We start from the raw sequence: 25717 nt of genomic DNA on the forward strand, positions 1-25717 counted from the left end.
GATGTTGGTCCGTTGTGGTTTCGACGGCGGCGGCCGCCGTCATACCCAGCCTCTCGCGGTGGCGGCGTCGTCGACGAGCGCCGGAATCCGGTCGGCCCACGAGAAGTCCGATGTGGACAGCCATCGGGACCGCATGCGGCCCAGTGCGGACTGCAGGATGAGCCGCTCCTTGCGGCGCAGCACCAGGTGGTCGTCCTCGCCGATCACGATGGACGGCGCGAGCTGACGGAACGGCGGGAACTGGTAGGCGTCCTCGGTGTTCTCGAGCAGCGTCGCGGTGGCCTCTTCCTCGGACAGCTCACCCGAGCCGAGCTCGCCGCGCGCGATGACGAACAGGTCACTGATCTTGCTCTCGGGCACGATCTCGCACGGCAGCAGCCGGTCGACCGCGTACTTCGGCGGCGGCACGATGCGCTGGGTGAGCGCGTTGACCCCCATGATCGGCAGGTTGAGCTGGCTGAGCAGCAACGCGAACTCCCTGCCCTCCTTGGAGTGCAGCCTGCTCTGCAGCCGCAGCCACCGCCACTCCCTCGGAGAGAGCTCGTGCGACCGCACCGCGCGCAGCGTGTGGTGGCTGATGGTCAGCGGCTTGGGAAAGCAGCCGACGCGCCCGTCCGGATAGAGAATGGTCATGTCGTCGGCGAGGAACTTGGCGTTGTGCTCACGGACCAGGCGCAGCACGGTGCCCGTCTTGCCGGTGTCGGTGCGGGCCGAGATGAGCACGCCGACGCCGTGCAGCTCCACGCACGCCGAGTGCAGCAGCATCGCGCCACGGGAGACGGCGACGAAGCGGAGCAACGCCTCGAGGATGTTCGTGTACACCACGTGCGGTGAATGGGCGAGCGCCGCCGAGACGACCACGGTGATCGGGTCGCCGAGCCGCACCCGGAAGTTCGCGCCGAGCCTGCCGAGGTGTTCGCGGTAGCCGAGTACCTGCGCGGACTGCGTGAACACCGCCCGTGGCAACGGCCTGCGGTCGCCGACCACGCCCACCCGCACCTGGATCTCGGTGTCGTGGCTGAGCCACTGCGAGCGGAAGTAGTCGAGCTCCGGCAGCTCGATCTGGGAACCGATGGTCGCGAGTCCCGGCACGGCGTACCGGTAGGGCAGGTACCTGGCCGGTGCCGCGGGACGGTGGCCGTTGCGTGGCAAGGGGATCTCGGGGACCTCGTCGTTCAGGTCGACCAGCACCCTGATCGGTTCGCGCGGAGGCTCGTCGCAGGACGGCTCGCCCTTGCCGTAGATCGCCGAGTCGGCCACGACGAACCGTGCGAGGAAGAGCAGCGCGAGCGTCAGCGCGTTCGCGACGAGGACCTCGACGTGCATGCCGTCCACGAGCAACGCGAGCAGTGGCAGGCGCACCAGCAATGCGATGAGGTTCAACAGGGAGAACCGGATGCAGCGCGACCGCACCGTGCCCGGCTTGTCCTTGCGGTACAACAGGGTCTCGGTCAGCACGAAGAGCCACACCGTCGAGACCCCGGTCGCCAGCGCGGCGGCGAGCAGGTAGTGCACCCGCAGGACTTCCAGGTGCAGCAACCACAGCACCGCGGTGTTCACCACCAGACCGGACAGCCCGATGAGCCCGAACCCGAACGCACGCAGCAGCCACCCCCGCACCGACGCCCGCGCGGACCGCGTCGTCTGCTGTGCCAGCAGCGACATCCGCAGCCGCATCAGGTGGCCGGCGAACGTCAGCCCCCTTCGCACGACGCCCAGCACGCCACCGGTGGGGTGGGTGGGCTTGTGGTACGCCACCTGGGCCATGCGCAGGCGCGGCTGCCGGACCAGCAGCTCCATCAGCACCCGGAAGCCGCCTGGCCGGATGCGGTCCAGGTCGACGGCGTCCCGGCGGACAGCGAAGAAGGTGCTCGTCGGGTCGACCGGCTGGCCGAGCCTCCTGGGGAACACCAGCTTGGCGAGCGCGTTCTTGGCGTTCGGCTCACCGGTCCGTGACGCGATCACGAGGTCGACGTCACGGGACTCGCCGAGCCGGGCGAGCCGCACCGCCGACTCGCCGGGTTGCGCGACCCCGTCCATCACGACGACCCACTGGCCGGTCGCTCTCCGCATCGCCGCGAGCACGGCGGCGACACTGCGGTCCTCGGCGGCGACGACCTCGACGTTGCGGTGGCTCAGAAGGGCGATCGCGCTGTGGAACTCGTCGCAGAGCGGAGTCACCACGGTGATGGAACTGCCCACGGCAACTCCTCGCAGACCGTCGAAGGTGTACGGACGGTGAACTTCATGGAGTAGCTTGCGGAATCGTGCGGCCTCGTCGCATCGTCAACCTTGATAGGGGCTATAGGCCCTACTTGCTGCGTAACGCGGTCAGTCGCCCTGTCGATTACCTGAACATCAGATGAATCGCAGCGCGATGTATGAGCCGCCACATGCAACTGTCCGTATTCGCCTGGAGTCACAACGCAGAGCGACGCATGACCCGCGCGCTCGCCGAGACCGGCGTGGCCGCGGCCGTGCTCGCTCTGCTGTGGTGGCACGGAGACCGGCTCGACCACCTGTGGCCCGTGCGACCCGCGGGCGACGTCTTCGTCCTGCTGACGCTGGCCGCCTCCGTGGTCGCCACGGCAGCCACGATCGTCACGCGGATCGTCCCCGACACGGTCGACCGGGCGATTCGGCGGTTGACGAGCGCGCTCTTGCTGTACGGCCTGGTCATCATTCCCGTTGGCATCTACCACCTGCCGGGAGCGTTCGAGCCCGCGCTGGCCATCGGCGGATTCGTCGCGAGCACGGCGTTTCTCGCCCTGATGGTGTGGGCGTTGCGGCCCCGGCTGTTCGCGTGGACGCGCGTCCGCTGGCCCGCGGCGGTGGCGATCGGCGTCGTGCTGAGCTTCGGAGCCGGGCTCGTCGCACAACTCGTCGCGGAGACATCGGATCCGAAGGTGCCCACGCTCGCGACGGTGGCCGTCGTGCTGGGCTGGTTCGTGGTCGCGTCTTCGTTCGTGGTGGCAGGCGCGCGTCGACGGCAGCGGGTCACCTGGTGGGTGGGTTTCGGGCTGGCGGCCGTCGCGCTCGCGCACCTGGACGAGCTCATCCTGCGGCCGGAGCTGACGAGGCCCGACATCGACTTCGCCGCACTGCGGTTGGTCGGCCTGCTCGTCGTGTTCGGTGCACTCGTGCGTCCCGCGGTACGAGCCCTGCGCGAGGCCGGGCAGCGCAGCCGTGACCTCGCCGACCGGGCGCTGGCGGCCGAACGTGTGGCGAACGAGCTGGCAACCGACGCGGTGGAACGCGAACACGAGATCCGCAACCTGGTGACCGGCCTGTCCGGGGTGACCTATCTGCTCGCCGACCGCGAACCGCTGACCTCGGCGGTCCAGGCGGAGCTGGACCGGTTGCGCTACCTGCTCGGCCACGCGGCATCGCACGACGACACGGTGGTCCTCGCGCCGCTGCTCACCAGGCTCGTCGCGTTGCGCCGCGCCAGGGGCACGGAGATCGACCTCATCGTCGGTCCGGGTGTGCGCACCACGATGCCCGCGGCCGAGCTCGCGCAGGTGATCACCAACCTGCTGGTGAACTGCGAGCGGCACGCCCCCGGCTCGCCGGTACGGGTGCGGGCGCACCAGCACGACAGCACGATCTGGATCGAGATCTCCGACTTCGGTCCCGGCTTCCCGAGCGGTGTCCACCGGGGCATCGGCCTCCGGGTGACCGAGCGATTGCTCACCGAGCACGGCGGCTCGTTCTGCATCGGGACCAATCGCCACTACGCGCGCGGGTGCTCGGCGCTCGTGCTCGTGCCGGCGGCGATGCAGGCAGGTGACCGGGCACCCGAGGAGGTCTGATGCGGAGCCGGACGGTGCTGGTGGTCGACGATCACCAGCTGGTGCGCACCACACTCGTGCTCGCGCTGCGCGCGCAGGGGTTCGACGCCAACTACGTGTCAGCCACTCGCAAGGAGGACATCCTCATCGAGGCACGCGAACACGTACCGGGCCTCGTCCTGCTCGACCTCGACCTCGGCAGCGAGGTGGCGGGAGGCGAGCAGCTGGTCCGTCCACTGCGCGCCGCAGGCTGGTCCGTGCTGATCGTCACCGCGGGACACGACGCTCTCGCCCTCGCCCGGTCGGTTGCCGACGGCGCACGCGGCTGGGTGCACAAGAGCGAGTCGTTCGAGCACCTGCTCCGAGCCGTGGTCGCCGCCGCCGAAGGACGCGAGGTGCTGTCCGTCGCCGCGCGGGCGGAGTTCGTCCGGTTCCACCAATGCCACGCCGGCAGGAAGCAGGACCTCACGAAGAGGTTCGACCGGTTGAGCTTGCGGGAGCGCGAGGTGCTCGACCGGCTGGCGGAGGGCAGGCAGGCCGTCGTGATCGCCGGCGAGTTCGGCGTGTCGCTCGCGACCGTGCGCGCACACATCCGTTCGGTGCTGACGAAGCTGCAGGTCGGGAGCCAGTTGGCTGCCGTTGCACTGGTCAACGAGGCCAGCCGGTCTTGATGCCCTGACTCCGGGCGATCGGCTCGGTCGGGCAGGCCTTTCCGCCCGACCGAGAACTTGAGTTCCTCGATCACCTGCGGGGTGAGGACGGCACTGGAGCGGTTGGCGAACATCGCGCTGCGGTCGTTCCGGCATGTTAAGCACGCGGAGTTGCTCCCAATCTGCTCCCACGCCGTGCTCCCAAGGCCAATCAGCTCTGTCTTGTCTGAGGCTTCGCGTGCATGCCCAGTGGCATGAACGGATGGAGGCCGACGTTGGTGGTGGCGTCCCCGCACGGATCACCCGCTGCCTGACTGCTGGCTTGGTCGTGGTGGTGGTTCGCGGTCACTTTTCTGAGTGTCTGCAAGTCGGTCTTGCAGTGTGGCGTGACGGAACTGGTAGATCGGGCCCACCGTCCGCAACAGGTGACGCGATCGCGCGTCTTCCAGGAAGCGCATCAGGCGGAGCGGCGTGCGATGTCGAACTGAGAGGTACGCCTGAGCCACAACAGCCTGACCGCTGTCCAAGCCCTGCAGGCCGGCTCCAAGACCAAACGCGACCCCAGCTGCGAGCCCATACACGAGCCCGGTCTCGAACCCATATAGGAGCCCGGCTCCGACGCCAAAGGTCAGCCCGACCATAAGTCCGGCGACGGACCCGGTGATGAGCCCAGCCAGCAGGTCGTCTCGCCAGGCTTCTGCCGGGCTGGCAGATCGTGTAGGTACTGATCGAGGCTCGGCCATGAGCCTGGTCGTGAGCCAGATTGTCAGCCCTGCCACGAGGCTCAGCACCAGTCCGGCCACGAGCCCGAATATAGGACCGGAGACGAAGCCGGCCACAAGGCCGAGGATGAGTCCGAACAAGAGCCCCAGCTTGGCAGCCGACTTGAACGCGGATAGGCCGGGTGCCGCAACACCTAGCCGCCAGGTCGAGCGATCAAGTTGCAGCCGCCTCGGTCCCGAACTGCTGGTAAACCCTGCTACGAGGCCAGCTCCGATTGCGAACACGAGCCCGAGCGCGAGCCCAAACCAAAGACCGAATGTGAGCCCAAACGCGAGCCCGTACACGAGCCCGGCCCCCAGACCGAAGACCGCCGTCATGAGCGGCTTGCGGGGTACCCATGTGGCGATGGTCCACCAGGCGAGGTCACGGGTGTTGTGGCCGCTTAGCTGCTGGGCAATAGACGCAAGGGTGTGTTGGGCAGTGCTGAGGGCGTAGCGCGGCGCGGGACGTCCGGGCCGCCGCGTGTACGCGGCGATGACAGCGCGATCAAGTAGGTGGCCGATGATGGTGTCGTGGTCAGGGAAGCGATCCCTTTCAAGCAGCTCGTCCACCGGGGCGTTTGCGGTATAGACATCGCGGAGTAGCCCTACAGCCAGCGGCCTGGTGAAGGCTTGGGCTGCGGGGCAACTGGGATCTTCGATGAGAGCGGTAGTGAGTTTCTGCCAGGCGTGAGGCGCAGGTTCGGTTAGCGGTCGCAGCAGGTAGTTGGCGACGTCCGTTGGGTGCGGCGGGAGCAGTTCGAGGGCGATCGCCCCGTCCAGCCCGTGGTGTGCGGCGACTGCGACAAGTTCGTCAGTGCGGGTGAGTAACACCAGGCGGAACGTGGCCTGCGCGCTTAGGGCCCGCAGCGTGGAAAGTCGTGTCTGTTCCGGAATCTCGTCGAGTCCGTCCAGGAAAACCGCGATCTGCTTCGCGTGGATCAGACTGCGGGCATGGTTAGCGCCGCGGCGTGCGCCCAACGTTTGGTTCTCAGTGAGCTTGCCAGTCAACCATTCCTCGACCGAGGTCGTGTCAGGATCCCATCCAGCGAGGGTGAACATCACGGGGACTGGCACCTGGGGGCGCTGTGCGGGATCGAGTTGATCGCGGTAGCGCAAGGCGTCGAGGAGCAGCAACAGCGCAGCCGATGACTTCCCAGTGCCAGGTCCGCCGACCACAACCAGCCGGCCTGAGCCCAGCCCGCCGTAGACCCGGTGCAAGTCTCTCCGAGTCCCTTTCAGCAGCGAATCGGGAGCAACTTGGCCCATGCCAGGGAGGGGATCGAACGGCGCATGCCCGTCCTCGTCGATTGTTGCCGCGCTCATTGGGCCAGCCACCCGTGCGGTGCAGCGCCGCCACCGGATGGGCAGAGGTATTGGCTGCAAGAGACCCCGATCAACGGCAGCCTGCTCCCACTGGTTCCGCATCGCTTCCGCCAGGTCGTCCGCGAGTTGGTCAACGTCTGGCGGGGTGGCAGACGTGAACGCCTTCACGACCATGTCGCCAAGCATGATCACTAGCCCGACGGCGGCGAGGACGAATTGGCCGTATCCGCTGGCTTCGGCCCGGCTGGGAGTCGCGAGCATGGTCACCTGCAGGACCCACCAGCTAACGCCTGCGGTCACCAACAGCCATGCAAGGACTACCAACCAACGCCTCACTTCGCCACCCTCCCGCTCACCGTCCGCGTCGCGGTACCGGCATTCGGGGTTACTGTGTGCGTGAACCACCGAGCGTTGAGGAACACTGCCCTGACCCACAAACAGGGTGCTTTGCGGACATCGCAGTTGAGGTCGGTTCCAGGACTCCTTCTGTGTGAAATATGGTTCGAAAGTCGCGCTGACCTGCGAAAATTAGACTCCTGCAGATCGGCGCGGTTCCGCTCAGGTCCATTAAGGACGGTTCGGGGCAGCGGCGACCGAGGATGACCACGGAGTTGCCGTGACGCGGCATACACCTACTCCGCCGGCCCGCCCCGGTGTGGATCAGAGGACCGGTCCCCATCTGCGATGGCTTTGTTCATGGCTTAGGCGAGTTCTGGATGCCGGCTGGTGATCCACGCACCGCAGCTGCCGTGAACGCCGACGCGTGATCAGGTTCGGATGAACCTCTGGGCGGTGAACAGCGTGGACTGTCGGCATGGAACTACTGCTGCGAAGCTGTTCGTCGCCCGCGCTGACAGTGCATCACGACGACGGGGTGCCCGTGATCGCGGTGACCGGTGATGTGGACATGGCCACAGACAACGCGATCAGCGTCGAGATCGGCGACCAGTTCGCCATGCGGCCGCGTGCACTGATCATCGACATGACCGAGGTGACGTTCCTCGGCCTGGCGGGAGTCACCCTGCTCGTCGCCGCTGCCACCATGGCGCAACGATGTGGCGTGCGGCTTGCTGTCGTGACCAGCCGCCGGGCGGTACTACGCGTACTCGAGCTCACCAACGTGAACCGGCTCCTCGACCTCCATCGCACCCTCCCTGATGCGTTGGTGCAGTTACGGCCACCAGCGGACCCAAGGGACTTGGGCACGGGCGTAGGTGTTGTACCCGTTGACCTCGTTTCGTAACGCGGTCTGTCACGCAACCCTCACGGGCTTCTCCCGATGCCCCGCAACGGCTCTCCCGAAAACCTGATGAAGGCCGGAACAGACATGCGTTGAGGGGCGAGCAATGACGAGCGGAACGCTGGAGAGAAACGACGACGTGATCATGCGTGAGCTGCTCGACAGCCACGGTGTGGCGTTGGAGCGGTACGTGACGAAGCTGCTGGACGGCGACCGGCACACCGCGGCCGACATCGTGCAGGAGACGGCGCTGCGGGTGTGGCAGAAGGTCGACGAGCTCGACTTGAGTGGCCCGACTTTTCGCCGGTGGCTGCTGAAGGTGGCGCGGCGCCAGGTCATCGACCGCTACCGGATGCGGATGAACCGGCCGGCCGAGATAGGTGGGGACGCACCGGACTGGGCCGTGCGGGTGAGCGATTCCATCGAGCAGAGCATGGCGGCGATGGTCGTGTCCGACGTACTGCGCGTCCTGTCCGACAATCATCGAGATGTGATCACGGAGCTCTACTTCCGTGGCAGTAGCGTTGGAGATGCGGCCGCGAACCTCGGTGTGCCGGTCGGCACGATCAAGTCACGCCGGTTCTACGCCATGCGCGTCCTGCGGGAGGCGTTGGCGAAGCGTGGCCTGACTAGTCCTTTGTAGACAGAGAAGATCACCGCTCGGTCACGCGGTATTGCCTCACTCCAGCGGGACCGGTATGACATGACGAACGCTCATACATGTCAACCGGTGACTGAGGAGCAGGAGGTTGATGTCCGCGGCGGGGGAGCGGTGCGAGGTGTGCGGGGAGGTTCTGTTCAGGCAGCGCTCGGGCCGGCCCGCCCGCTTCTGCTCGAACGCGTGTCGTCAGCGTGCCTACCGCCGGCGCGGTGACCCGGTCGCAAACGGCCCAGTCACCGTGCGTCCGCCAGAGTTACCCGCGCCGCTGGACAGTTTCGTTGGCCGGGAAGGGGACCTGGCCGAACTGGAGTCGCTGCTGGGACGCCACCGGCTGGTGACGCTGCTCGGGCCGGGGGGTGCGGGCAAGACCAGGTTGTCGATCGAGCTGGCCAGGCGCGTCGCCGGGCGGTACACCGGCGGCGTGCACGTGGTGGAGCTGGCCTCGCTGACCACTCCGGCGTTGGTCGCGCACAGTGTCGCGGACGTCCTTGGTGTCAGTGAGGACGTCGGGCGTCCGGTCGTCGACACGGTCGCAGACGCGTTGTCACGGGCGCCCGTCCTGCTGGTGCTCGACAACTGTGAACATCTCGTGGCCGACGCGGCCCGGCTGGCCGCGCAGCTGCTGCGGCGCTGCGCGTCGCTGACCGTGCTGACGACCAGCCGTGAGTCCCTTGAGCTACCGGGCGAAGTGGTCTTCCGGGTGGGGCCACTGCCCGCCGCGTCCGACGCGGTGAGGTTATTCGTCGAACGTGCCGTCCCCACCAGCCCGGAGTTCGAGCTCACCGAGGACGACGCCGCCCACGTCGCGGCGATCTGCGCCGAGCTCGACGGCCTTCCGCTCGCCATCGAGCTGGCCGCCCGGCGGGTGCGGTTGTTCGGTGTGGCGGAGATCCGGTCCCGGCTCGCCGACCGGTTCCAGCTGCTCAGTGCCGGGCCGAGGACCTCGGCCCGGCGCCACCGCGACCTCCGCACGACCATCGAATGGAGCTACGACCTGCTCGATCCGCTCGAACAGGTCGTGTTCCGGCGCTTGTCGGTGCTCGTCGGTGGTTTCAGTCTGGCCATCGCGGCTGCTGTGTCCGATGTGGACGACGCGCTGGAGTCGGTGTCCTCACTGGAGTTGAGGTCGCTCGTCGTGGCGGGCGGACGGCTGCACCAACTGGAGTCCATCCGGCTCTACGGGCTCGACCGGTTGCGTACCGCCGGTGAAGAGGATGAGACCTACGACCGGCTCGCCGACTATCTGCTCACGCTCGCCCACCCGATCGTAGGTGACGGCATGCTGCACTGCTACGAGGAACTGGAACCGCTCGACGTCGAACGGACCAACCTGCTCGCGGTGCTGGAGTGGGCCACGCGGCGGGGCGATCACCGGCGGTTGGCGCTCGCCGCCGCACTGGGACGGTGCTGGCGACAGCACGGGCACGTGTCCGACGGATCCGCGATGCTGCTCGCGGCGATCGATGCCGCGGGCCCTGATCACCAGGACCGGCCGTCGGCGCTCGTCGTCGCGGCCAGCCTCGCGATCGTCGGCGGAAACCACGCGCTCGCCGCCGAACTGGCGAGCGAGGCCGTGCGGCTCGAGGAGATCACCGGGCATCCGGTGCGGATGGTGAAAGCGCTGAGCATGCTGTCCTCCGTGCACGTCGGCGGTGGGCGGCGGGAGCTCGCGTACGAGGCGGCTCAGCGCGCGCTGGAGCTGGCACCGCTGCTCACCGATCCGCTGGACCTGGCGGTGTGCCTGCACAACCAGGCCTACCACCTGCTGCAGACCGGGGACGCCGAACGGGCCACCGATCTGATGGAGCGCTGCCTTCCGTTGTACCGCAAGCACTCCCGGCATCCGGTTCCGCCGGAATGGCTGCACTCGGCGGGCATGCTCGCTCTGGCCCGTGCCGACGTGCCTGCCGCCGACCGGCACTTCCGTGAAGCGCTCCAGCGTTGTCAACGCGACCGTGCCGCCGACGCTCTGACGATCAGCGCGATCGACTCCTTCGAAGGGCTGGCGGCGGTGGCCGCGCGGCGGCGGCAGTTCGTGCGCGCCCTGCGCCTGAACACCATCGCGGAGGCCGCGCGACACGACCGGAAACTGCGGCGCGAGGCCACCATCGAACGTCAGCGGGACGAGACTCTGGCACTCGCGCACGCCGCCGTCACCCCGTTGCAGGCACGCCAGGCGGAGCAGGACGGCCTGGCGCTCGCCGAGCGCGGCGCCGTGGAGTACGCGATCACCGATGTGCTGCCCGAGCGTGCGGACACCGCGTCCCCCTTGTCCGACCAGGGAATCGCGGTCGCCCAGCTGGTCGCCGCCGGGCACACCAACCGGCAGATCGCGACGCGGTTGCGGATGACCGAGCGGGCGGTGGAGTCGACGCTGCGGGACATCCGCGCGACGTTGCGGCTGCGGTCCCGTGCCCAGCTCGCGGCCTGGAGTGCCGAGCACCTGGGCGAGCCGTGAGCGTGCCGGTGGCACTCGACCGGCTCATCGGCAGGGAACGAGAGCTGGCCCGGCTGAGCGAGTTGCGCCGCACCGCCAGGCTGATCACCGTGCGCGGTCCGGGCGGAGCCGGAAAGACGAGGCTGGCGCAGGAGTACGCGGCGCTGGCGCGGGGTGCGTACTGGGTGGAGCTCGCCGCGCTGACCGATCCCGCGCTGCTGGCGCCCGCGATCGCTGCGGCGGTGGGTGTGTCCGAGCAGGCCGGCAGGCTGCTGCTCGACACCGTCGCGACGGCGCTGTCCGGACGACGGGCGCTGCTGGTGCTGGACAACTGCGAGCACCTGGTCGACGCCGTGGCCCGGCTGGTCGGCGCGCTGCTGGCCAGGTGTGCCGACCTGACCGTGCTCACGACCAGCAGGGAGGCACTCGACGTGCCGGGCGAGTTCGTGCTCCCGCTCGGCGCCCTGTCATCGTCCGATGCGACCCGCCTGTTCGCCGAACGGGCAAGTGCCGCAGGCAGTTTCACCCTCACCGATGACAACACGCCGATCGTCGCCGACATCTGCCACCGGCTCGATGGGCATCCGTTGTCCATCGAGCTGGCCGCGCGCCGGATTCGCATACTCGGCGCATCCGGCATCCGCCGGCTTCTCGACGACAGGTTCCGGTTGCTGGCGAGTCACCGCGGCCACGACCGGCACCGCGATCTGCGCACCGCTATCGGCTGGAGTTACGACCTCCTCGATGCCGAGGAGCAGGCCGTGTTCCGGCGGCTTTCCGTGCTGTCCGGAGGTTTCGGCCTGGCGGCCGCGTCGGCGGCGGCGGGCTTCGACGTGCTCGACCTGGTCAATGCCTTGGAGGCCAAGTCACTTCTGGTCGCCACTGGACCGGGACGCTTCCGGCAGCTCGAGTCGATCCGGTTGTTCGCCCACGACCATCTCGTGGAGGCGGGCGAGCTGAGCGCGACCAGGCGACGCGTGCTCGACTGGTTGACCGGTCTCGCGGACCGCTACGCGCGTCAGGTGTTCCCGACCATGGACGTGCTCGGCAGTCTCGATGCCGAGCGTGACACCCTGATGTCCACACTGGACTGGCAGCGTGATCGGAAGTTGTTGCTGAGCACGGCATTGGCGGCGTGCTGGCGGGAACGCGGCCAGTTCGGTCCCGGCCGCGTACTGCTCGACACCGCGTTGGACGCCGCTTCCCCAGCTGAGCACCGCAGCACCGCCCTCGCCCAGGCGGCCGTACTGGCGACCGACGTCGGGGACGGCGTCCGCGCACGAGAACTGGCCACAGAAGCCGTTGTACTCGACCAAACGCAGCCGACCCGCCTGGTGCGCTCGACGAGCAGACTGGCGGGTGCCTGCCTGACTGCCGGAGACGCGGAGTCCGCCACCGCGCACGCACGTGACGCCCTGGCGTTGGCGAGACTCCACGGAACCCCGTTCGACATCGCGGTGTGCCTGCACAACGTGGCCTACATCGTCCTGCACGCGGGCGAACCGGCCGAGGCGGCGGACCTGCTCGCCGAGTGCTTGCCGGTCTGCCGGGCCCGGCCGGAACCGTGGCTGCGTGTCGGCGCGTTGCACAGCGCGGGCACGCTTGCCCTGGTGCAGCACAACCTGGACGAGGCCGAAGCGTACTTCCGCGAAGCACTGCAATTCGCGACCAACCACGCCGCCCGCAAGATCCACTCGATCGAAGGCCTGGCCGTGGTCGCCGCACACCGCGCGGACACGGGACGGGCACTGCGCCTGGCTGCCGCGAGCTCGGAACTACGGCGGCAATGGGGCATGGACGCGCGAGACGACCCCTGGGACCACCGCGTCAGCACGGCGATCAGTCAGGCTCGCGCGGACACAACACGAAGCGCCGCGGCCCGTGCCGAAACCGAAGGCGCCGCAATGGACGCAGAACAGCTGATGGCTTACGTCCTGTCGGATGGCACGGACAGTCCGCTGACCCTTCGCGAGCGCGAGGTCGTCCAACTGGTGGCCGGAGGCGATTCGACGAGACAGATCGCGGTACGGCTGAGGATCGCGGAACGCACTGTCGAGGCACACCTGGACAACGTCCGTGACAAGCTCGATCTGAGGACCAGGACCGAGCTCGCCGCGTGGTGGGCACGACACCACTGAGCCGTCGGTGAGGCGGTACTCGAGGGTGGCGTACCGCCATGCGGTGAAGCTGAAGCCGACGACTCAGACACCAAGAATGCGGCCCGCCAATCGCACGCCGGTCCGAGCGCTTCGACGGTTTCCACTTCAGCCCAGTTGATGGCACGCAGGTGCCCGAAGGGGATTCAGGGTTACCAGGGGGCTGGGCAGACACGGTTTCAACACGCGTTGCGGTGCTGGTGAGCGCTTAGGTGGTGGCGAAGAGGTCACCGGCAGTCCAATGGGCGTCGATTCGCTGACCTGCGAATTCGCGAATCTTGCTTGCAAGACTTCACGCAGATCTCGCGGGTTGGGGAGGAGTTCTGCTCCCAATTTGCTCCCAGACAACGCAAACGGCCTGTCGATGAAAATCATCGACAGGCCGTTTGACCTGGTAAAACACACTATGGGCGATACTGGGATCGAACCAGTGACCTCTTCGGTGTGAACGAAGCGCTCTCCCGCTGAGCTAAACGCCCGTGTTCTGTTGTGTTGCCCCGCTCTCGCGGTGTGGCCATAGCCTACAACATCATCAACGAGAACCAAAAATCGGGCTCTGCAACCAGCTCCACTCGAGGCCGAACCAGCCGCCGACCAGCGCGAACACGTTGAGGAAGTAGCAGGTGACCAGCACGATGGCGCAGACGCCCGCCATCACCAGGCCGCGGACCCAGGAGGGCTGGCGCTTGAGCCACGCGACCCAGCGGTCGTAGTAGCGCTTGGCGAACTTGAGGACGCGGCCCGCCCACTCGAACTCCGTCGAGAGGATCGCCAGGCCCGCGAAGACCACCAGCCAGCCGGGGCCGGGGTACGGGATCATGACGATGCCCGCGATCAGCACGAGGCCGCCGATCACGCCCACGCCGATGCGGTAGGCCATGTTCAGCGCCGGGTTGCGGTGGAACCAGTGGCGCCAACCCTTGTGCTCGTCGGGCTTCACGTCGGGCTTGGTCATGTGTTGATCATCCTGTTGGGACTCAGGCGGGTGTGACCTGGCCCAGCGCCAGGACCTCCGACGGGCTCGTCGGGGCTTGGCGGCCGGGTTCCAGTGACACCGCGAACGTCGTGTGCTTGTGCGCGTCGGCCGTCCAGGCGAGCAGTTGTGGATCGGTCGAGCCCGCGCGCACGTCGAACACCGCCAACGGTACCGGCGCTTTCGTACTTGCACCCCAAACTACGTAAACGTGACCTGAGTCGTTCGGTTTGAGGTTCATCGGCATCACCGCGCCGGATGACGGGTTCGACAGCACCACGGCCACTTCTTCGCCGGAGCCGGCTCCCGTGCGCAGGACCGCGCGGTTCGTCGACGGGTCGGCGGCCAGGGTCAGGGCCTTGTTCAGCTCCTCGGTGCGGGCCTGGGAGGCCGCCATCTCGCCCGACAGCTGGTTCACGCGGACGCCCAGGTAGCCGCCGCCTGCGAGGACCGCCATCGCTGCCGCGGCGGCCAGCAGGACGCGGCCGGTGCGGCGGCTGTGTTGCGGGCGCAGGGGAGTCGGGGCCGCGTGGCGCGGGATGTGTGTGGCCGGCACGTCCTGAGGGGTGTGCTCGATCTGTTCCATCAGCCTCGCGCGCAGGCGGGGTGGTGGCTGTTCCTGGCGGACGGCGCCGCCTATGCCCGCCAGCACCTCCTGCGTCGACCTGACCGTGCGCTGGCACGTCGTGCAGGTCGGCAGGTGGTCGCGGACCACTGCTTCCTCGTCTGGCTCCAAGGAGTGCATCGCCCAGCCGACGGCGAGCTCCTCGTGAGCGCACAACTCGCCGTTCACCGGTGGACTCCTGTCGTCTCGCCGGTCTCGCCGGCCCACAAGCTCCCCAACGTGCCTCTCAGGCGTCTGATCGCCGCGAACGTGCGCGATTTCACAGTCCCGAGTGGCACGCCCATCAGTTTGGCGACTTCGCACTGCGTGTAGCCGCCAAGGTAGGCCAGTGCGATGACTTGTCGCTGCTCTTCGGGCAACGTCCGCAGTGCTGCCCTGACCTCGGCACTCACCACGCTCACCAACGCTTCGTGTTCGGAACCTTCGACCGGAGGTGATACGTCGTCGGTGAGGGGAACAGTACGACGACGCTGAGTGTTCTCTTTACGTACGGCGTCCACCGCGCGGTGGTGCACCAAGGTCATCAGCCAGGTGCCGAAACTTCCGCGTGTGGGGTCGAACCTGGCGGGGTGCCGCCAGAGTGCGAGGAAGGCTTCCTGGACGACGTCCTCGGCCAGGTCCGGGTCCACGCAGATGCGTCTGGCCAGCGAATATGCTGGTGTGCAGTACCTGTCGTACAGCTCACCGAACGCTGACCGATCGCCCTGTGCGAGCCTCTGCACGAGCTCGAAATCGGTCGGCCGGCCGTCGCGTGACGCGGCGGATGGGCCGGGCGAGTCAGCCACCAGAGATGTCCTCACGTCCAACATTCGCGCAACAGCCGGTACCGGGTTCAGGTTAGACCCAGCAAGATGGGAGTGGCTGTACACGAGCTAACAGGCGAGGAGGATACGGAGCGCGCCCAGGCGGTCGCCGTGCGGAGTCGAGCTGACCCGATGGGGTGATATGCACCCGATTCTCGAGCGTTCCTCGCCACATGCACGTCACAACTAAGGTGCTCGGTCGTTTTGATGACCGGGAAGGGAGAAGAGGGTAACGACGATGCGCAACGACCACGTGACGCTCCGCTCGACAGCGGTCTTCGACCTGCTGGCGCCGAGGACCCCTGCGGTCCCGGTTCAGGTGGAGCTGCGATACGACACGAAGGACCCGTACGCGGTCGTCGCCGCGTTCCGCACCGGTCGCGCCGGTTGGGTCGAGTGGGTGTTCGCCCGCGATCTGCTCGCGGACGGCCTCATCGCCGACGCCGGCGACGGTGACGTCCGGATCCGGCCCGCCGCGGACGACCCCGAGGTCGTCGTGATCGAGCTGAGCTCGCCTTCCGGGCACGCCATGTTCGAGGCGTCCGCCCAGGAACTCGCAGACTTCCTCGACCGGACCTACGACGTCGTCGTACCGGGCAACGAGCACCTTTGGGTCAACGTCGACGAGGCGCTCACGCACCTCATCTCGAACGACCTCAGCTGAATCATCCGAGGTAGGGGGCCCGTGCAGGCGGTGCGGGTACCCCCGGTGAAACCCGCTTGAACCGCTCGTATAAGGTTTGTTTCAACATCACGAACGCAGTGATGTACGCGGATGTAGCGCAGTTGGTAGCGCATCACCTTGCCAAGGTGAGGGTCGCGAGTTCGAGTCTCGTCATCCGCTCTGTGGGTCCCCCAGTGGTTGATACTGTGGACTCATAACTCCTGGCGGAGTGGCCGAGTGGCTTAGGCAAGGGCCTGCAAAGCCCTGTACACGGGTTCGATTCCCGTCTCCGCCTCGGACGATTAGCTCAGCGGGAGAGCACTACCTTGACACGGTAGGGGTCACAGGTTCAATCCCTGTATCGTCCATATCCGATCACCAGTGGGGCCAGGCGCACATCGTGCCTGGCCCCACTGTCGTTCTGCGGCCTTGCCGGCATCCCCGCCCGCGCTCAAGATCAGCCGATTTGGAAGTTCAGGGGAGCGTCGGATAAAGTTCGTCTCGCACCACGGGAAACCGAGGGGCAACGCGGATGTAGCGCAGTTGGTAGCGCATCACCTTGCCAAGGTGAGGGTCGCGAGTTCGAGTCTCGTCATCCGCTCGGACGATTAGCTCAGCGGGAGAGCACTACCTTGACACGGTAGGGGTCACAGGTTCAATCCCTGTATCGTCCACCAGCGCGAAGAAGCCCCTCGATCTGTGAAGATCGAGGGGCTTCTTCCTGTTTCGGCACTCATTCGGTGAATGCCCCCGTTCGCTTTCTGCGCGACTTCAAGAAATACGCCCGACCACTTCTACGAGGAACTGGAAGTGTGCACGGCCCGGCGCGGCTCGTACCAGGTCTCGCCCGCCGGTTCGCCCGCCATGTTCCACGCCCACGACACGGTCGGCGTGATCCGGCAGTAGATGCCCGGCCCGACGAGGCCCACGCGTTCCACCGGGTCGTCGGCCACGCCGTAGACGCGGATCGCGCGCGCCACGAACGGGTCGAAGGAGACCAGGTCGTCGACCACCAGGGACACCTTGCGGCGGCCGGCGGCGATGTTGCGGAACTTGCGGGTCGCCAGGACCTGCCTGCCCACGCCGCCGACCCAGAAGCAGGAGCCGTCGTACTCGAACGACAGCGGCACCACGTCGGGCTGGTCCTCCTCGCCGAGCGTCGCCAGGCGGGCTACCGGCTGCGAACGCAGGTACGCGATCTCTTCGTCGGTGAACATGCCCCTTATACGAACAGGAACCCGCGTTTTCGACTACTTGGCGTCGTTGTTGAACGTGAACAGGCACCAGCCGTCGGACTCCTTCTTCAGGAACCCGCCTGCCCTGGTCTCGGTGCCGTTGAGCACGTACCACATGCGGACCTGGCCGGAGTCCTCCGCTTTCGTGGTGGTCACCTTGTCGTGCAGGCGCAATGTGCCTCCCGCGGCGATGGCCTTCTCAGCCCACGTGTTGACCGCGCGGGCTGACGCGCACATGTAGAGGCGAGCGGCGGCGATGTCCTTGTCGTTGACCGCTTTCGCGAACGCCTGCATGCGGCCGGTCGGGCTGGCGGGGTCCGGGTCCGGTGGCGGTTCCTGGGATTCGGCGACCGGCACGAAGCCCATTTCGCAGACGACGTACTTGTTGTCCTCCTGGAAGAGCGCGAGCACGCCGCGCTGCTTTTCCAGCCCGCTGTCCTTGGGGTACTCGACGGACATGATCGCGACGGTCGCGTCCTTGTTCTCGTCGCGGTAGACCGGGTCGCTGGGCTTGATCTTGCGGACCTCGTCGACCTTGAAGACCGGCTGGACGTCGCTTTTGCTCTTCGGGTCGAACGCCTTGATGTCGCGGTAGAGGATCTCCTCGGCGAGCGTGATGTCCTTGTTCTCGGCCTTGTTGCGGCCGTCCTTGCACACCAGCACGTTCAGGAACTGATCGAGGTCGCGCCGGTTGAGCGCTTCCTCCACGGCCTTGGCGGCGCTTTCCGGTGTGGACTGGTCGACCGGGGCGGAGATGGTCTTCGCGGACTTCATCCAGCCCGGCCAGAGCAGGCCGGTGCCGAGGACACCGGCCGTGCCGAGCAGCACGACCATGATGCCGACCAGGACGAAGACGACCGGCGAGGTCTTCTTCGGTGCAGGGGGAGGGGGCGGGGGCATGGCGGGCTGGCCCCAGGGCTGCTGGGGAGGTCCGTACTGGTAGGGCGGCTGCGTCACGGGAGTCCTATGCGGCTGGCCAGCCCGGCGGGGGCGGCGGGTAGTACGGCGGTTGCTGGGCCCTGCGGCGGTTCGATCGGCGGACGAGCACGACGATGAGGGTGATCAGGCCGCCGGCGAACAGCAGGAACACCACGACGCCCACGATCACCCACGTGATGATCACCGTCCCCACGTCGCTGTCACCGTCGGGCTTCTCCGTGACCTGGCGGTCGCCGAACGCCGCGCGGAGGTCGTCCTCGGTGTAGCCCTCGGTCACCCCGTTGAGCGTGATCGACACCTGGTCGACGTGCTCGGGGTAGGTGTCCCAGAGGATCTCCGCGATCTCCTCGGCGGAGGACGCCGGGTCCGCGGACGACGCCGTGACCCGCACGCGGTCGGTGCCGTTGATCGACTCGTGGTAGGACGTGATGTCGGTGTAGCCGACGTCCTTGAGGCGGTTCTGCAGTGCGCCGAGGTCGGCGATCACGCCGCAGCCCACCAGCGTGGCGCTCAGCAGGAGGAGCAGCGCTAGACGTCTCATTGAGAGGAGATTAGGGAAGAAGGACGCCGCCCGCCCGGCAAATGGCACAAGGGGGAGATCTTGTCGCCTGGTGGCGCAAGCTCCGCATCTGGCTCGACCCGCTGCGCGGGGGCCAGTTGAGACGGCTGGCCGAGGACACCGGCGCCGAGCTCGCCTGGGCCATCGGGCCAACACCGAGATCGCGCCCGCGCGCAGGGACGCCTTCGTCTACAAGCGACGGCATCTGACCACGCGGCTCATCCACGTGGATCCCGGCACGGGGATCACGGCGCGGCATCTGAGTGAAGCTCGGGAAGCACTCTCCGGCAACCTCTAGCTCGCCGAGAATTCACGGTTGGAGTCGAGAAGGTCTCAACCGGCGCGCCCGGCTTGACAACGAAAGCATCCCGCGCGAATCCTCCGGCTGTGCTGAAGCGAGGGAACGTCACCACGAAGTTGATTGGTGTGGGTGCGTTGGTGCTGGCGGTGGCTGCCTGTGGCGCCCCGCCCGCCAAGGACACTCCGGCCGGTGCCGCCGGGACCGCGAAGTCCGCCCAGGAACTCGGCGGCATGGACAAGCTGGTCGAGGCTGCCAAGAAGGAGGGCAAGCTCAACGTCATCGCGCTGCCCCCGGACTGGGCGAACTACGGCGAGATCATCAAGGCCTTCGAGGCCAAGTACAGCATCAAGGTCGACTCCGCCCAGCCCGACGCGAGCAGCCAGGAGGAGATCAACGCCGCCAAGCAGCTCAAGGGCAACGACCGCGCGCCGGACGTCTTCGACCTCGGGCTGAACGTGGCGCTGGCGAACAAGGACCTGTTCGCGCCGTACAAGGTCAGCACGTGGGAGGACATCCCCGCGGAGCTCAAGGACGCGGACGGTGCCTACTACGGCGACTACGGCGGCTTCATGTCGATCGGGTTCGACGCCGCGAAGGTGCCGGCGCCGACGAGCGTGAAGGACCTGCTCAAGCCCGAGTACAAGGGCAAGGTCGCGCTCAACGGCGACCCGACGCAGGCCGGTGCCGCGTTCTCCGGCGTGATGATGGCCGCGCTGGGCAACGGTGGTTCCGCCGACGACATCGCGCCCGGTGTCGAGTTCTTCAAGCAGCTCAAGCAGGCCGGCAACTTCCAACCGGTCGACCCGTCGCCCGCGACGATCGAGTCCGGCCAGACGCCCGTCGTGATCGACTGGGACTACACCAACGCCGCCCAGACCGAGAAGCTCAAGGGCAAGCTCGACTGGAAGGTCGTCGTCCCGGCCGAGGCGCAGATCGGCGCCTACTACAACCAGGCGATCAGCAAGGACGCGCCGCACCCCGCGGCCGCGCGCCTCTGGCAGGAGTTCATCTACTCCGACGAGGGCCAGAACCTGTACCTGAAGGGCATGTCCCGCCCGGTTCGCCTGGACAAGATGGGTGACAAGGCGGACAAGGCGGCGAAGGACAAGCTGCCCAAGACCGACGGCAAGCAGGTGTTCCAGACGCAGCAGCAGGCCGACAAGGCCAAGGCGGTCCTGACGGCGACCTGGGCGCAGGCCATCGGATGACCTCTGTCGCTCCCGTAGCGGCGGCCCCCGGCGGTCCCACCAAGAAGGGTGGGGCCGCCGGTCGGCCATCTGCGGCCGCCTGGCTCGTCGCGGTGCCGTTCCTCGCGTTCGTCGGCATCTTCCTCGTCTACCCCACGTTCCTCGTGCTCGCCGGTGCCTTCCAGGACAGCAACGGTGCGTTCACGCTCGACAACCTCACGACGCTGTTCAAGGGCGTCGTCTTCGACGCGTTCGTGCGCAGCATCGAGCTGTCCGCGCTCACCGCGGTGATCGGCGCGATCTTCGGCGCGCTGCTCACGTGGGCGATCGCGGTCGGCAACCCCGAAGGCATGTTGCGCAGGACCGTCGTCGCGGCGTCCGGCGTGCTCGCCCAGTTCGGTGGCGTGCCGCTCGCGTTCGCGTTCCTCGCGACGATCGGCTTCGAGGGTCTCGTCACGAAGTTCCTGCGTGACAACGTTGGCATCGACCTGTTCGCCGGTAGCGCGTGGCTGTTCGAGCTGCCCGGCCTGACGCTCGTCTACACGTTCTTCCAGATCCCGCTGATGGTCATCGTGTTCCTGCCGGCACTGGACGGCCTGCGGCCGCAGTGGCGTGAGGCCAACGCGAGCCTCGGCGGCACCAGCTGGACGTTCTGGCGGCACGTCGGCGGCCCGATCCTCACGCCGCCGTTCCTCGGCGCGCTGCTGTTGTTGTTCGCCAACGCCTTCAGCGCCTACGCCACGGCCGCCGCGCTCGTCTCGCAGGGCAGCCCGATCGTGCCGTTGCAGATCCGCGGCTTCCTCACCGGTGAGGTCGTGCTCGGCCAGGAGAACCTGGGCAAGGCGCTCGGCCTGGGCATGGTGATCGTCGTCAGCATCGCGATGGGCGTGAACGTGCTGCTGCAGCGGAGGGTGGCCAAGTGGGTTCGCTAGTGAAGCAACGCGTGCTGCGCACGATCATCCTGCTGGTCCTGGGCATCTACTTCATCCTGCCGCTGATCGCGATGGCGGAGTTCTCCACGCGTGGCAAGGCGGGCCAGCGCAGCCTGGAGTCGTGGACGTCGATCGTCGACGACGACGGCCTGATGGAAGCGCTCACCAACTCGCTGCTGCTGTCCGTCACGAGCGCGGTGCTGATGCTGGTGCTGCTCGTGCCGACGATGGCGTGGATCCGGCTGCGGCTCCCGCAGCTGCAGCGGCTCGTGGAGTTCCTGTGCCTGCTGCCGCTCGCGATCCCGGCGATCGTCCTGGTGGTCGGCATGGCGCCGCTCTACGCGTGGGTGAACTACTTCTTCGGCGACTCGGCGCTGACGCTCACCTTCGCCTACACGATCCTGGTGCTGCCGTTCGCCTACCGCGCGGTCGACGCCGGTCTCGCCGCGATCGACCTGAAGACGCTGGCCGAAGCCGCGCGCAGTCTCGGCGCGTCGTGGTTCACCGTGCTGTGGAAGGTCGTCGTGCCGAACATCCGCGTCGCGCTCATCGGTGCGTCGCTGCTGTCGGTGGCACTGGTGCTCGGTGAATTCACCATCGCGTCGCTGCTCAACTTCGACACGTTGCAGGTGCAGGTCAACCTGCTGGGCAAGCGCAACGCGGGTGTGTCCATCGCGGTGTCGCTGCTGTGCCTGATCTTCGCGTTCGTCCTCCTGTTCGCACTTTCCTACGTCGGCCAGCGGCGCCGTCAGACCGTGGTCGAGGAGTAGCACACATGGGTCACCTGGAACTCAAGGGACTGCGCAAGTCCTTCGGCGGCAACACCGCGCTGGACGGTCTCGACCTCGAACTCGCCGAGGGCGAACTGGTCAGCCTGCTCGGCCCGTCGGGCTGCGGCAAGACGACGGCGCTGCGCATCGTCGCGGGCTTCGAGACCTCCGATTCCGGCACGGTCACCGTGGGCGGCAAGGACATCACGAAGGTCCCGGCCAACAAGCGGGACATGGGCATGGTCTTCCAGGCCTACAGCCTCTTCCCGAACATGACCGCGGCGCAGAACGTCGCGTTCGGACTCAAGCTGCGCAAGGACGGCAACCCCAAGCGCACCGGCGAACTGCTGGAGCTGGTCGGCCTCGCCCACCTGGGCGGCCGCTACCCGCACCAGATGTCGGGCGGTCAGCAGCAACGCATCGCACTGGCGCGCGCACTCGCGATCCAGCCGCGCGTGCTGCTGCTGGACGAGCCGCTGTCCGCATTGGACGCCAAGGTCCGCGTCTCGCTGCGGGACGAGATCCGTCGCATCCAGACGGAACTCGGCATGACGACGCTGTTCGTCACGCACGACCAGGAGGAGGCGCTCGCTGTCTCCGACCGGGTCGGCGTCATGTCACACGGCCGGCTGGAGCAGCTGGACACGCCGTCCGTGGTGTACCGGCAGCCCGCGACGGCGTTCGTGGCGCAGTTCGTCGGCGTCACGAACTCCGTGGAGGCCAAGGCGGAGGGCCAGACCGTCGTGATCAACGGCGTCACCCTCCCCGCCACGCACGACCAACCGTCCGGAAGCGACGTTCGCGTGATCGTCAGGCCCGAGGACATCGGGGTCTCGACGCATGACGGAACGCAGGGCAAGATCGTCGGCGACGTGCTGACCCAGTCGTTCCTCGGGCCGGTCACGCGGATCTCCGTCAAGGTGGGCGAGCAGATCCTGCGGGTCGACCAGCCGTCCAACACGGCGGCGGCCTACCAGCCCGGCACGCAGGTCGCACTCGACCTCAGCGAATCAAGGATCATGGTGGTAGCTGGATGATCAGGAAGCTCCTCGCGCGCGACACGGCGGAGACCCACCGGGTCGCGACGCCGTTGGAGCTGTTGTTCGACCTGAGCTTCGTGGTGGCGGTCGCCCAGGCCGCCGCCTCGTTGCACCACGCCGTGTCCGAGAACCACGCGGGGGCCGGCCTGCTGGCGTTCTGCATGGCGTTCTTCGCGCTGTGGTTGCCGTGGCTCAACTTCACCTGGTTCGCCAGCGCGTTCGACAACGACGACACGCTGTACCGGATCATCACGATGGTCCAGATCGCGGGTGTGCTGGTGATCGCGGCGGGCATCCCGGCCGTCTTCGAGCGCCAGGACTACCGGATCGTCGTCAGCGGGTACGTCGTCATCCGGCTCGCGATGGTCGTGCACTGGCTGCGGGCGGCGCGGGACAACCCGTCGCACCGGAACTGCGCGCGCCGCTACGCCATCGGTATCGCCGGCATGCAGGTGCTCTGGGTGCTGTGGGTGGTCGTCGCGCCGACTAGCCTTCAGCTGCCGCTGTTCGTGCTCTTCATGATCGGCGAGCTGCTGGTGCCGATCTGGGCCGAGCGCGCCGAGGCCACGACGTGGCACCCGCACCACATCGCGGAACGGCACGGGCTCTTCACGCTGATCGTGCTCGGCGAGTCGATCCTGTCGACCACGATGGCGTTCCAGAAGGGCTTCGACAGCGGCGTCAACCTCGTCTCGCTCGCCGTGGCCAGCCTGATCATCGTGTTCTCGCTGTGGTGGATCTACTTCGAGGCGCCGACCCACCTGCTCTCGATGAAGACGGCGTTCCTCTGGGGTTACGCGCACTTCTTCATCCTCGGGTCGATCGCGGCGCTCGGTGCCGGCCTCGCGGCCAGCGTCGACTACGACCTGCACCTAGCGCACGCGCCGGGGATCGCCATCGCGCCGTTCACGACGGTGCCGCTCGCGATCTTCTTCCTCTGCGTCTGGTACGTGCAGGACTGCCCCCGCCAGGCCGGGCCGCGCAAGTACCTGCTGCCGCTCGGGTCGGTCGCGGTGCTCGCCGCGACGTTCGGGCCGGCGCCGATCCACGTGACCGCGGGGATCACCCTGGTTGTCGTGATCCTCACACGGCTGGTGCGATGATCGTCGTATGACCGGTGTTCGTGAACTCCGTCTAGTCGTCACCGCGGCCGACTACGACGAGGCCCTGCGCTTCTACCGCGACGTGCTCGGCCTCGAACAACGGGCGGCGTTCGCGTCGGACGGCGGGAGGGTGACGATCCTCGAGGCAGGCCGGGCCACGCTGGAGATCACCGACCCGCCGCACGCGGAGTTCATCGACCAGGTCGAGGTGGGCAAGCGCGTCGCCGGGCACATCCGGGTCGCGTTCGAGGTCGACGACTCGGCGGCGACCACGCGTGAGCTGGAAGCGGCGGGAGCCGAGGTGATCGCGGAACCCACGCGCACGCCGTGGAACTCGCTGAACGCCCGGCTCGAGGCGCCCGCGGGGTTGCAGCTGACGTTGTTCCAGGAGCTGGGCGAGTGACGATCTCCGCTGCCGGCTATCGCGACCTCGCGAACCGGGACGTGCTCGCGTGCGCCGTGGTCACGGTCGCCGCGAAGTTACCGATGTCGATGACGCCGCTGATGATGGTGTTCCTGACCAGGGGCCTGCCCGGCGGCTACGTGCTCGCGGCGTCGCTGGTGGCCGTCTACGTGCTGGGGGAGCTCCTCGGTGCGGCGCTGCTCGGGCTGCTGCTCGACCCGTCCCGGATGCGCGGTCAGCTCAGCGTCGGGCTGGTGATCGGCGCCGGTGCGTTCGCGACGCTGGCGTTGACGACGAACGTCACGGTGCTGGCGATCGCGGCGTTCGTCGCGGGTGCCGGGCCGTCGACGACACCGGGCGGGCTGCGCGCGATGCTGCTCGGCCTGGTGCCGGACTCGCTGGTGCCCAAGGCGATGGGCTTCGACGCCATGATCACGCAGGTGGTGTGGGCGGTGGCGCCCGCGTTGGTCACCGTGCTGGCGTTGAGCGTCGACCGCCGGGCGCCCGTCGTGGTGTCGGTGTCGCTGATCGTCGTGGCGGCCTGGCTGGTGTTCATCCTGCCGCGCGGGCACGTGACCTCCCGCTCCGGCACGGCCAAGGCGCACGTGGTCGCGTCGGCGTGGCCGATCTACCTGGTCAGCGCGGCGGCGCTGGCACAGCTGGCGGTCGCCGAGCTCGTGTTGCCGGCGTTGCTGGAGCACCGGGGGATCGGCATCGGCTGGATCGGGCCGCTGCTCACGGGTTTCGCGGCGTGCAGCGCGCTGGGCGCGGTGCTGTACGGGCTGCGGCCGTGGCCGGGAACGTTGCGCACCCAGGGCCTCGTGCTGCTGGTGGTGACGGCGACCTGTGTCGGTGCCCTGGCGTTCTTCCCGAACCTGCCGGGCATCGCGGCCGCGATGCTCGCGGCCGGCCTCTTCCAGTCCGGTGTGCTCGTGACCCGCAGTCTCGTGCTGCGCGAACGGCTTCCGGTCGGCGCGCACGCGGCGGGGTTCTCGATGATGTACGCGGTGACCGGCGCGGGTTACGGGCTGACGGCCGTCGTCGCCGCGTGGGCGCTGGACGTCGGCTCGCCGATCTGGGCGGTTTTCGGCGGTGTCGCGGTGACCCTGGTCCTGACAGCAGTCAGCGCGGCTGCCGAGAAACGACAGCCGCGCTGATCAG

22 protein-coding genes and 6 tRNA genes are annotated in these 25717 nt (G+C 67.7%); 19 read left to right on the top strand and 9 right to left on the bottom strand.

The features are described from left to right. Positions 1-39: 39 nt before the first annotated feature. On the bottom strand, positions 40-2202 hold the full coding sequence (locus ACIA8G_RS30585) for a GtrA family protein (RefSeq protein ID WP_396422145.1): 2163 nt from the start codon (positions 2200-2202) through the stop codon (positions 40-42). A 236-nt stretch (positions 2203-2438) separates the two neighbouring features. On the opposite strand from ACIA8G_RS30585, the gene ACIA8G_RS30590 reads away from it, so the two are divergent. Both ACIA8G_RS30590 and ACIA8G_RS30595 read left to right on the top strand, forming a co-directional pair. Continuing rightward, positions 2439-3812, top strand: a complete 1374-nt coding sequence (locus ACIA8G_RS30590; protein ID WP_396422146.1) for a sensor histidine kinase — start codon at positions 2439-2441, stop codon at positions 3810-3812. Beyond that, positions 3812-4462: a response regulator gene (locus ACIA8G_RS30595; RefSeq protein WP_396422147.1), complete on the top strand. Its 651-nt coding sequence runs from the start codon at positions 3812-3814 to the stop codon at positions 4460-4462. Before ACIA8G_RS30590 ends, ACIA8G_RS30595 begins: the two co-directional genes overlap by 1 nt. 278 nt (positions 4463-4740) lie before the next feature. Here ACIA8G_RS30595 and ACIA8G_RS30600 read toward each other — a convergent pair whose 3' ends face one another. Beyond that, on the bottom strand, positions 4741-6795 hold the full coding sequence (locus tag ACIA8G_RS30600) for a hypothetical protein (RefSeq protein WP_396422148.1): 2055 nt from the start codon (positions 6793-6795) through the stop codon (positions 4741-4743). Between the two features lie 547 nt (positions 6796-7342). Between ACIA8G_RS30600 and ACIA8G_RS30605 the strand changes: the two genes are divergently transcribed. The 4 genes from ACIA8G_RS30605 (at position 7343) to ACIA8G_RS30620 (ending at position 13004) form a co-directional block, all read left to right on the top strand. Next, positions 7343-7771: an STAS domain-containing protein gene (locus ACIA8G_RS30605; RefSeq protein ID WP_396422149.1), complete on the top strand. Its 429-nt coding sequence runs from the start codon at positions 7343-7345 to the stop codon at positions 7769-7771. A gap of 103 nt (positions 7772-7874) precedes the next feature. Beyond that, positions 7875-8411 carry a sigma-70 family RNA polymerase sigma factor gene (locus ACIA8G_RS30610; protein ID WP_396422150.1) on the top strand — a complete coding sequence of 179 codons (537 nt, stop codon included), beginning with the start codon at positions 7875-7877 and terminating at the stop codon, positions 8409-8411. A gap of 256 nt (positions 8412-8667) precedes the next feature. Next, positions 8668-10887, top strand: a complete 2220-nt coding sequence (locus ACIA8G_RS30615) for an ATP-binding protein (protein WP_396422151.1) — start codon at positions 8668-8670, stop codon at positions 10885-10887. After that, positions 10884-13004, top strand: a complete 2121-nt coding sequence (locus ACIA8G_RS30620) for an ATP-binding protein (protein WP_396422152.1) — start codon at positions 10884-10886, stop codon at positions 13002-13004. The genes ACIA8G_RS30615 and ACIA8G_RS30620 overlap by 4 nt, the downstream gene beginning before the upstream one ends. Positions 13005-13429: 425 nt before the next feature. Here the strand turns inward: ACIA8G_RS30620 and ACIA8G_RS30625 are convergent. From ACIA8G_RS30625 to ACIA8G_RS30640, 4 genes are all read right to left on the bottom strand, one after another. Then, a tRNA-Val gene (locus ACIA8G_RS30625) sits at positions 13430-13501 on the bottom strand. Between the two features lie 53 nt (positions 13502-13554). Further along, entirely contained in the window at positions 13555-13977 is a 423-nt protein-coding gene (locus ACIA8G_RS30630; RefSeq protein WP_396422153.1) for a TIGR02611 family protein, read from the bottom strand. Positions 13978-13999: 22 nt separating this feature from the next. Then, the gene (locus tag ACIA8G_RS30635; protein ID WP_396422154.1) at positions 14000-14788 is read right to left on the bottom strand and encodes an anti-sigma factor domain-containing protein; all 789 of its coding nucleotides are present in this window, start codon (positions 14786-14788) and stop codon (positions 14000-14002) included. Continuing rightward, positions 14785-15405, bottom strand: coding sequence for an RNA polymerase sigma factor (locus tag ACIA8G_RS30640; protein ID WP_396422155.1), 621 nt, complete (start codon positions 15403-15405; stop codon positions 14785-14787). The genes ACIA8G_RS30635 and ACIA8G_RS30640 overlap by 4 nt, the downstream gene beginning before the upstream one ends. A gap of 256 nt (positions 15406-15661) precedes the next feature. Between ACIA8G_RS30640 and ACIA8G_RS30645 the strand changes: the two genes are divergently transcribed. The 6 genes from ACIA8G_RS30645 to ACIA8G_RS30670 all read left to right on the top strand — a co-directional run bounded on the left by ACIA8G_RS30645 (position 15662) and on the right by ACIA8G_RS30670 (position 16764). Further along, a complete protein-coding gene (locus tag ACIA8G_RS30645) occupies positions 15662-16087 on the top strand; it encodes an SsgA family sporulation/cell division regulator (protein ID WP_030466274.1) in 426 nt (141 codons plus the stop codon). 107 nt (positions 16088-16194) lie between these two features. Then, positions 16195-16267, top strand: a tRNA-Gly gene (locus tag ACIA8G_RS30650). 43 nt (positions 16268-16310) lie between these two features. Continuing rightward, positions 16311-16382 (top strand) — tRNA-Cys (locus tag ACIA8G_RS30655). Position 16383: 1 nt separating this feature from the next. Beyond that, positions 16384-16455 (top strand) — tRNA-Val (locus ACIA8G_RS30660). 160 nt (positions 16456-16615) lie between these two features. After that, positions 16616-16688 (top strand) — tRNA-Gly (locus ACIA8G_RS30665). A gap of 1 nt (position 16689) precedes the next feature. Beyond that, positions 16690-16764 (top strand) — tRNA-Val (locus tag ACIA8G_RS30670). Positions 16765-16881: 117 nt separating this feature from the next. Here the strand turns inward: ACIA8G_RS30670 and ACIA8G_RS30675 are convergent. From ACIA8G_RS30675 to ACIA8G_RS30685, 3 genes are read right to left on the bottom strand one after another with little or no spacing between them, the layout of a single operon-like run. After that, complete coding sequence (locus tag ACIA8G_RS30675) at positions 16882-17304, bottom strand: PPOX class F420-dependent oxidoreductase (RefSeq protein WP_396422156.1); 423 nt, start codon at positions 17302-17304, stop codon at positions 16882-16884. A gap of 33 nt (positions 17305-17337) precedes the next feature. Continuing rightward, on the bottom strand, positions 17338-18279 hold the full coding sequence (locus ACIA8G_RS30680; RefSeq protein ID WP_396422157.1) for a hypothetical protein: 942 nt from the start codon (positions 18277-18279) through the stop codon (positions 17338-17340). A gap of 7 nt (positions 18280-18286) precedes the next feature. Further along, positions 18287-18802, bottom strand: a complete 516-nt coding sequence (locus tag ACIA8G_RS30685; protein ID WP_396422158.1) for a hypothetical protein — start codon at positions 18800-18802, stop codon at positions 18287-18289. Between the two features lie 405 nt (positions 18803-19207). Between ACIA8G_RS30685 and ACIA8G_RS30690 the strand changes: the two genes are divergently transcribed. Genes ACIA8G_RS30690 through ACIA8G_RS30720 form a run of 7 tightly spaced genes read left to right on the top strand, consistent with a single transcriptional unit; the run spans position 19208 to position 25713 of the window. Beyond that, the gene (locus tag ACIA8G_RS30690) at positions 19208-20329 is read left to right on the top strand and encodes an ABC transporter substrate-binding protein (RefSeq protein WP_396422159.1); all 1122 of its coding nucleotides are present in this window, start codon (positions 19208-19210) and stop codon (positions 20327-20329) included. Further along, complete coding sequence (locus ACIA8G_RS30695) at positions 20326-21240, top strand: ABC transporter permease (protein WP_396422160.1); 915 nt, start codon at positions 20326-20328, stop codon at positions 21238-21240. The genes ACIA8G_RS30690 and ACIA8G_RS30695 overlap by 4 nt, the downstream gene beginning before the upstream one ends. Next, positions 21228-22010 carry an ABC transporter permease gene (locus tag ACIA8G_RS30700; RefSeq protein ID WP_396422161.1) on the top strand — a complete coding sequence of 261 codons (783 nt, stop codon included), beginning with the start codon at positions 21228-21230 and terminating at the stop codon, positions 22008-22010. Before ACIA8G_RS30695 ends, ACIA8G_RS30700 begins: the two co-directional genes overlap by 13 nt. A 5-nt stretch (positions 22011-22015) precedes the next feature. After that, complete coding sequence (locus tag ACIA8G_RS30705; RefSeq protein ID WP_396422162.1) at positions 22016-23047, top strand: ABC transporter ATP-binding protein; 1032 nt, start codon at positions 22016-22018, stop codon at positions 23045-23047. Beyond that, entirely contained in the window at positions 23044-24153 is a 1110-nt protein-coding gene (locus tag ACIA8G_RS30710) for a low temperature requirement protein A (protein WP_396422163.1), read from the top strand. Before ACIA8G_RS30705 ends, ACIA8G_RS30710 begins: the two co-directional genes overlap by 4 nt. A 7-nt stretch (positions 24154-24160) precedes the next feature. After that, on the top strand, positions 24161-24556 hold the full coding sequence (locus tag ACIA8G_RS30715) for a VOC family protein (protein WP_396422164.1): 396 nt from the start codon (positions 24161-24163) through the stop codon (positions 24554-24556). Then, complete coding sequence (locus ACIA8G_RS30720; protein ID WP_396422165.1) at positions 24553-25713, top strand: MFS transporter; 1161 nt, start codon at positions 24553-24555, stop codon at positions 25711-25713. Before ACIA8G_RS30715 ends, ACIA8G_RS30720 begins: the two co-directional genes overlap by 4 nt. Positions 25714-25717 lie beyond the last annotated feature (4 nt).

The sequence above is a fragment of the Lentzea sp. NPDC051213 genome, assembly GCF_044455585.1.
In the GTDB taxonomy this organism is placed as follows: domain Bacteria; phylum Actinomycetota; class Actinomycetes; order Mycobacteriales; family Pseudonocardiaceae; genus Lentzea.